Below are 4,805 nucleotides of genomic sequence, written 5' to 3' on the forward strand. Positions count from 1 at the left end.
TTCCCGCACCCCGTGCCCTCACCCGATCCGCCGGCTGGAGCGGATCGGGTGAGGGCACGGGGTGCGGGAACGGCGGCGGGGGCGGACCGGGTGACGGTAGGGGGTGCGCACAGCGCGACGGGAGCACGGGCCGTGGCGGCGGGGGCGGCCGTGGTGACGGTCGCGGCCGGGCTCGGCGTCCGTACCGTCGCGGACGGCGCTCTCGCCAAGTACGCCGGGGACGCGCTCTACACGGTCCTGGTCTGCGCCCTCGTCGCGCTGTGCGCACCCCGCGCCCGGCCGCTCGCCGTGGCCGGCACGGGGCTGGTGCTCAGCTGGGCGGTCGAGCTGCTCCAGCTGACCGGGGTGCCCGCGGAGCTGTCCCGGCACAGTGCGGTGGCGCGGCTGGTGCTGGGCTCGACGTTCAACGCACCCGATCTGCTCTGGTACGCGGTGGGCGCGGCGGCGGCCTGGGGCGTGCACACCGCGGCGGTCACTTCCCGCGCGCCCGGTCCTCGGACTTCTGCATCTCGATGACCTGGAGGATGTGCGCGCTCGTCTGCCGGCGCACGCTGCCGCCGACGAGCAGCGCCGACCCGAGCACGGACAGCGGCGCGGACACGGCCAGGATGGTGAGCTGCTCGGGCCAGGCGGTGATCAGTTCGCAGTTCGAGACGGTGCGGTAGCAGTACGCGTCGGCCTGGCCGGCCAGCAGGAAGGCCAGCCACACCCACAGCGCGCAGGCGACGAGCAGCAGCGCGACGCCCCACCCCTGCATCAGCGCGGACCGGTGGTGGAAGTTCTGGCGTGCGACCCACTGCATGAGGCCCCCGGGAACGTGGATGGTGCGGCCCGGGTGCGTACGCGTATCCGGGCCGCCGGAGTTCGAGAGCGTACGCGCGGCGTGAACCGGTGCCGGATGCGGGGCGGTTGGCCAGGTTCCCGGTCCGGTGGCAGGCCCGGTGCCTGGCCCGATTCCTGCGAACAGTGTCCCTCCGGCCACTCGTGAGGAGGGCCCCCGGGACCGGATGCTGGGTGACGTGACCCAGACAACCGAAGGTCCCGCCCGGGATGCCCGTCGGCGGACCTCCCCCGAGGCGCGGCACCGGCCGCGTGTCCACCGCGCGTGGATCGTCGCCGCCGTCACCTTCGTGACGATCATCGGAGGCGCGGCCTTCAACTCCCTTCCCGGGCTGCTCATCGACCCCCTGAACACGGAGTTCGGCTGGTCGCGCGGGGAGATCGGTCTCGCGGTCTCCATCGACATGGCGCTGTACGGGCTCACCGCGCCGTTCGCCGCGGCGCTGATGGACCGGTTCGGCATCCGCCGGGTCGTGGTCGTCGCCCTCAGCGCGGTCGCCGCCGGGGCGCTGGCCAGCGTCTGGATGACGGCCGCCTGGCAGCTGATGGTCTATTGGGGGCTGCTCGTCGGCCTCGGCACCGGCTCGATGGCGATGGCCTTCTCCGCGACGGTCACCAACCGCTGGTTCGTCGCCCGGCGGGGCCTGGTCACCGGCATCCTCACCGCGGCCGGTGCCTCGGGTCAGCTGGTCTTCCTCCCGCTCTGCGCCTGGATCGTCGACCGGCACGGCTGGCGCCCGGCCTCGGTGACCGTCGCGCTGGCGGCCCTGGCCGTCGTCCCGTTCGTCTGGCTCCTGATGCGCGACCACCCGGCCGACGTGGGCCTGGCCCCCTACGGCGGGGAGTACGTGGAGAAGCCCGCGCCCGCGCGGGGTGCGGCGAGCCGGACCGTACGCGTGCTGTTCGACGCCGCCCGCACCGGACCGTTCTGGCTGCTGGCCGGCACCTTCGCGATCTGTGGCGCCTCGACCAACGGCCTGATCCGCACCCACTTCGTGCCCTCGGCGCACGACCACCACATGCCCATCACCGCCGCGGCCTCACTGCTGGCCGTCATCGGGATCTTCGACGTCGTCGGCACGATCTTCTCGGGCTGGCTCACCGACCGCTTCGACGCCCGCCGGCTGCTGGCCGTCTACTACGCGCTGCGCGGGATCTCGTTGCTGTTCCTCCCGATGCTGCTGCATCCCACCGTGGAGCCGCCGATGGTCTTCTTCATCGTGTTCTACGGCCTGGACTGGGTCGCCACGGTCCCGCCGACCCTGGCCCTGTGCCGGGAGCAGTACGGCGAGGACAGCGCGATCGTGTTCGGCTGGGTCCTGGCCTCCCACCAGGTGGGCGCGGCGCTGGTGGCGTTCCTCGGCGGGGTGGCGCGCGACTACTTCGGCTCGTACGACATGGTCTGGTACGCGGCGGGCGCGCTGTGCGCGGTGGCGGCGCTGATGGCGCTGGTCATCCAGCGGGTCCGGGAGCCGTCGGACTCCGTCCTGCGGTGAGCGCGGTGTGATCCGGAGGAAGGGCCCGGACGCGGCCTACCGGCTGAAGCGCCCGAACGCCCCTTGGTGGAACAGCAGCGGACCGCCCCCGGTCCCCTCCCCGTCCGTCGCCGCTCCCAGCGCCTCCACCCGGCCGACCACGATCAGATGGTCGCCGCCGGTGTGGACGGCCTGGATGCGGCAGTCGACCCAGGCGGGCACGGAGTCCAGCAGCGGCGACCCGGTCGCGGGGGCGGGGGTGTGGGCCACCCCGGCGAACTTGTCGGCCCCGCTGACCGCGAAGGACCGGCACAGCGAGCCCTGTTCCGCCCCCAGGATGTTGACGCAGAAGGCCCCGGCGCGGGCGATGCGCGGCCAGGTCGTCGACGTACGGGCGACCATGAACGTGACCAGCGGTGGGTCCAGCGAGAGCGAGGCGAACGACTGGCAGGCGAAGCCGGCCGGACCGGCCGGACCGGCCGGGTCGCCCGGGTCGTGCGCGGTGACGATGGTGACCCCGCTGGCGAAGTGCCCGAGCACCCGGCGGAATTCGCCCGGATCGACGGGCAGCCGCTCGTCGTCGGCGACGGCCCGCAGGGCCGGGCGCGGCAGTGGATCGACCGGCGCCGGAGCGGCGGCCGTCGCGGCGCCGACGGACCTGAGGTAGCGGACGGCGGTTGCGGCCATGCCTGCGTGTCCCATCACCCTTCGATTAGAGCTGACGACACGTCAGATGGGAAGAGTGCGGGGACATGCTTCGGGCTGTCCGGCGCGTACCGCCGGGCGGCGCCGCGAACTCGGTGGCGAGGGGTGGAGGGATTCGTTACTCTCTAGCGAGACGGGTCGTCTCGTCTCGTCGCGTCAGCCGTACACCGGCAGGCGCTGGGAGCGGAAAGCTGAGGGCTGAGCGTCGCGCACCGCCACGTTCAACCGGACGAAGGAGTGGGAATCGTGCCGAGTACCAGGACCTGGTTCATCACCGGGGCCTCCCGCGGTCTGGGCCGCGCTTTCGCCGAGGCCGCCCTCGACGCCGGGGACCGGGTCGTCGCGGCCGCCCGCAACGTCGATCCGCTCGCCGGCCTGGCGGAGAAGTACCCGCAGGCCCTGCTGCCGCTGACCCTCGACGTCTCCGACCGCGGGGCCGTGTTCGAGGCGGTGGACCGGGCGGCGGCGGCGTTCGACGGCCTCGACATCGTGGTCAACAACGCGGGCGGAATGCTGTACGGGATGGTGGAGGAGGCCACGGAGAAGCAGATCCGGGACCACCTCGACGTGAACTTCTTCGGCGCCGTCTGGGTGTCCCAGGCCGTGCTGCCCCACCTGCGGGCGCGGGGCTCCGGACGCCTGCTCCAGGTCACGTCGATGGGCTCCGGCGGCGGCATGGCCACCGTCGGGTTCTACGGGGCCGGGAAGGCGGCACTCGACTCGGTCAGCGAGGCGCTGGCGATGGAGGTCGAGCAGTTCGGGGTCAAGGTCACCATCGTGCAGATGGGCGGCTACTCCACGGGCCTGTTCACGGCGGGCACCACCCAGACGGCCCCCGGCCCCGCCTACGCCGAACTGCGCGCCCGGATGGAGGCGATGTGGGGCGACGAGACCGGCCCGGAAGCGAGCACGGCGGCCCCCGCCATCATGAAACTGGTCGCCCTGCCGGACCCGCCGCAGCGCCTCATCCTCGGTGACAAGTCGTTCGACTACGTACTGGAGATGGACCAGGCCCGCGCGGAGCAGTACCGGGCCTCGGAGTCGCTCAGCCGGATGGCCCCGGGGTGAGGCCGCGAAGACGCCTCAGATTCCCCGGTACTTCGGCGCCCGCCGCTCCACGAAGCTCGCCACGCCCTCGTTGGCGTCCTGCGTCGTCATGTTGATCTCCTGGGCCATGGCCTCGGCGGCGAACGCCGTGGCCCGGTCGGAGTCCAGCGAGGCGTTGACCAACTGCTTGGTGAGGGCGATCGAACGCGTGGGCCCCTCGGCCAGCCGCTGGGCCCACGCCCGCGCCGTCGCCGCCAGTTCCTCGTCCGGAACGGTCCGGTTGACGAGCCCCAGGCGCTCCGCGTCCCGGGCCGGGAGCGAGTCACCGAAGAACATCAGCTCCTTGGCGCGCTGTGGCCCGATCAGCCGGGGCAGCAGGTAGGCGCCACCGCCGTCCGGCACGAGGCCGCGGCGCACGAACACCTCGATGAACTTCGCCGACTCGGCGGCCAGCACCAGGTCGCAGGCGAACGCGAGATGGGTGCCGATACCGGCCGCGGTGCCGTTGACGGCCGCGATGACGGGCTTCTCGCAGTCCAGGACGGCGGCGATCAGTCGCTGCGCGCCGAGCCGGATCGTCCGGGCCACGTCGCCCGGCACCCGGTCGCCGGCCACCGGGGCGCCCCGCAGGTCGGCGCCCGCGCAGAAGCCGCGGCCGGTGGCGGTCAGGACGACGGCCCGGACCCCGGGGTCGGCGGAGGCCTCGGCGAGCAGCGCGATGACGCGTTCGCGCTGGTC

The 4,805-nt window shown here is 73.2% G+C and carries 6 protein-coding genes; 3 read left to right on the forward strand and 3 right to left on the reverse strand.

The features are described 5' to 3' along the window. Nucleotides 1–90 precede the first annotated feature (90 nt). Nucleotides 91–516: a ribosomal maturation YjgA family protein gene (locus J1C73_RS32995; protein ID WP_207319584.1), complete on the forward strand. Its 426-nt coding sequence runs from the start codon at nt 91–93 to the stop codon at nt 514–516. Here the strand turns inward: J1C73_RS32995 and J1C73_RS33000 are convergent. After that, complete coding sequence (locus tag J1C73_RS33000; protein WP_207319579.1) at nt 473–802, reverse strand: hypothetical protein; 330 nt, start codon at nt 800–802, stop codon at nt 473–475. The genes J1C73_RS32995 and J1C73_RS33000 overlap by 44 nt on opposite strands. A gap of 205 nt (nt 803–1,007) precedes the next feature. Between J1C73_RS33000 and J1C73_RS33005 the strand changes: the two genes are divergently transcribed. Next, a complete protein-coding gene (locus J1C73_RS33005; RefSeq protein WP_207319580.1) occupies nt 1,008–2,336 on the forward strand; it encodes an MFS transporter in 1,329 nt (442 codons plus the stop codon). Nucleotides 2,337–2,372: 36 nt separating this feature from the next. On the opposite strand, the gene J1C73_RS33010 is transcribed toward J1C73_RS33005, so the two are convergent. Continuing rightward, nucleotides 2,373–3,002, reverse strand: coding sequence for a flavin reductase family protein (locus tag J1C73_RS33010; RefSeq protein ID WP_207319581.1), 630 nt, complete (start codon nt 3,000–3,002; stop codon nt 2,373–2,375). Between the two features lie 264 nt (nt 3,003–3,266). Here J1C73_RS33010 and J1C73_RS33015 point away from each other — a divergent pair, with 264 nt between their 5' ends. Continuing rightward, nucleotides 3,267–4,088 carry an SDR family NAD(P)-dependent oxidoreductase gene (locus J1C73_RS33015; RefSeq protein WP_207319582.1) on the forward strand — a complete coding sequence of 274 codons (822 nt, stop codon included), beginning with the start codon at nt 3,267–3,269 and terminating at the stop codon, nt 4,086–4,088. A gap of 15 nt (nt 4,089–4,103) precedes the next feature. Here J1C73_RS33015 and J1C73_RS33020 read toward each other — a convergent pair. After that, nucleotides 4,104–4,805, reverse strand: a 702-nt coding sequence (locus tag J1C73_RS33020) for an enoyl-CoA hydratase/isomerase family protein (RefSeq protein WP_207319583.1), incomplete at its 5' end; no start/stop codon positions are given.

This window comes from Streptomyces laculatispora (assembly GCF_017353455.1).
GTDB classification, from domain to species: Bacteria; Actinomycetota; Actinomycetes; order Streptomycetales; family Streptomycetaceae; genus Streptomyces; species Streptomyces laculatispora.